Here is a 1,412-nt window from a genome sequence, read left to right as displayed (position 1 = left end):
ACACAGTGGACGCGAGCAACTGAGGACAAGCCCTCGGCCTATTAGTACCAGTCAACTCCACCGGTCACCCGGCTTCCATATCTGGCCTATCAACCCAGTCGTCTACTGGGAGCCTTAACCCATCAAGTGGGTGGGAGCCCTCATCTCGAAGCAGGCTTCCCGCTTAGATGCTTTCAGCGGTTATCCCTCCCGAACGTAGCCAACCAGCCATGCCCTTGGCAGGACAACTGGCACACCAGAGGTTCGTCCGTCCCGGTCCTCTCGTACTAGGGACAGCCCTTCTCAAGACTCCTACGCGCACAGCGGATAGGGACCGAACTGTCTCACGACGTTCTAAACCCAGCTCGCGTACCGCTTTAATGGGCGAACAGCCCAACCCTTGGGACCGACTCCAGCCCCAGGATGCGACGAGCCGACATCGAGGTGCCAAACCATCCCGTCGATATGGACTCTTGGGGAAGATCAGCCTGTTATCCCCGGGGTACCTTTTATCCGTTGAGCGACGGCGCTTCCACAAGCCACCGCCGGATCACTAGTCCCGACTTTCGTCCCTGCTCGACCCGTCGGTCTCACAGTCAAGCTCCCTTGTGCACTTACACTCAACACCTGATTGCCAACCAGGCTGAGGGAACCTTTGGGCGCCTCCGTTACTCTTTAGGAGGCAACCGCCCCAGTTAAACTACCCACCAGACACTGTCCCTGATCCGGATCACGGACCCAGGTTAGACATCCAGCACGACCAGAGTGGTATTTCAACAATGACTCCCCCTGAACTGGCGTCCAGAGTTCACAGTCTCCCACCTATCCTACACAAGCCGAACCGAACACCAATATCAAGCTATAGTAAAGGTCCCGGGGTCTTTCCGTCCTGCTGCGCGAAACGAGCATCTTTACTCGTAATGCAATTTCACCGGGCCTATGGTTGAGACAGTCGAGAAGTCGTTACGCCATTCGTGCAGGTCGGAACTTACCCGACAAGGAATTTCGCTACCTTAGGATGGTTATAGTTACCACCGCCGTTTACTGGCGCTTAAGTTCTCAGCTTCGCCAACCCGAAGGTCGACTAACCGGTCCCCTTAACGTTCCAGCACCGGGCAGGCGTCAGTCCGTATACATCGCCTTACGGCTTCGCACGGACCTGTGTTTTTAGTAAACAGTCGCTTCTCGCTGGTCTCTGCGGCCACCACCAGCTCACACTGCAAGAGTGATCACCAGCAATGGCCCCCCTTCTCCCGAAGTTACGGGGGCATTTTGCCGAGTTCCTTAACCATAGTTCACCCGAACGCCTCGGTATTCTCTACCTGACCACCTGAGTCGGTTTAGGGTACGGGCCGCCATGAAACTCGCTAGAGGCTTTTCTCGACAGCATAGGATCATCCACTTCACCACAATCGGCTCGGCATCAGGTCTCA

Annotated in this window: 1 rRNA gene; it reads right to left on the bottom strand. The window is 56.1% G+C overall.

The window, feature by feature from the left end:
* Positions 1-21 precede the first annotated feature (21 nt).
* A 23S ribosomal RNA gene (locus ABZ370_RS43945) occupies positions 22-1,412 on the bottom strand; the annotation flags it as partial.

The organism is Streptomyces sp. NPDC005962 (assembly GCF_040629205.1).
Lineage (GTDB): Bacteria > Actinomycetota > Actinomycetes > Streptomycetales > Streptomycetaceae > Streptomyces.
This window is presented reverse-complemented; position numbering and strand designations above follow the sequence as displayed.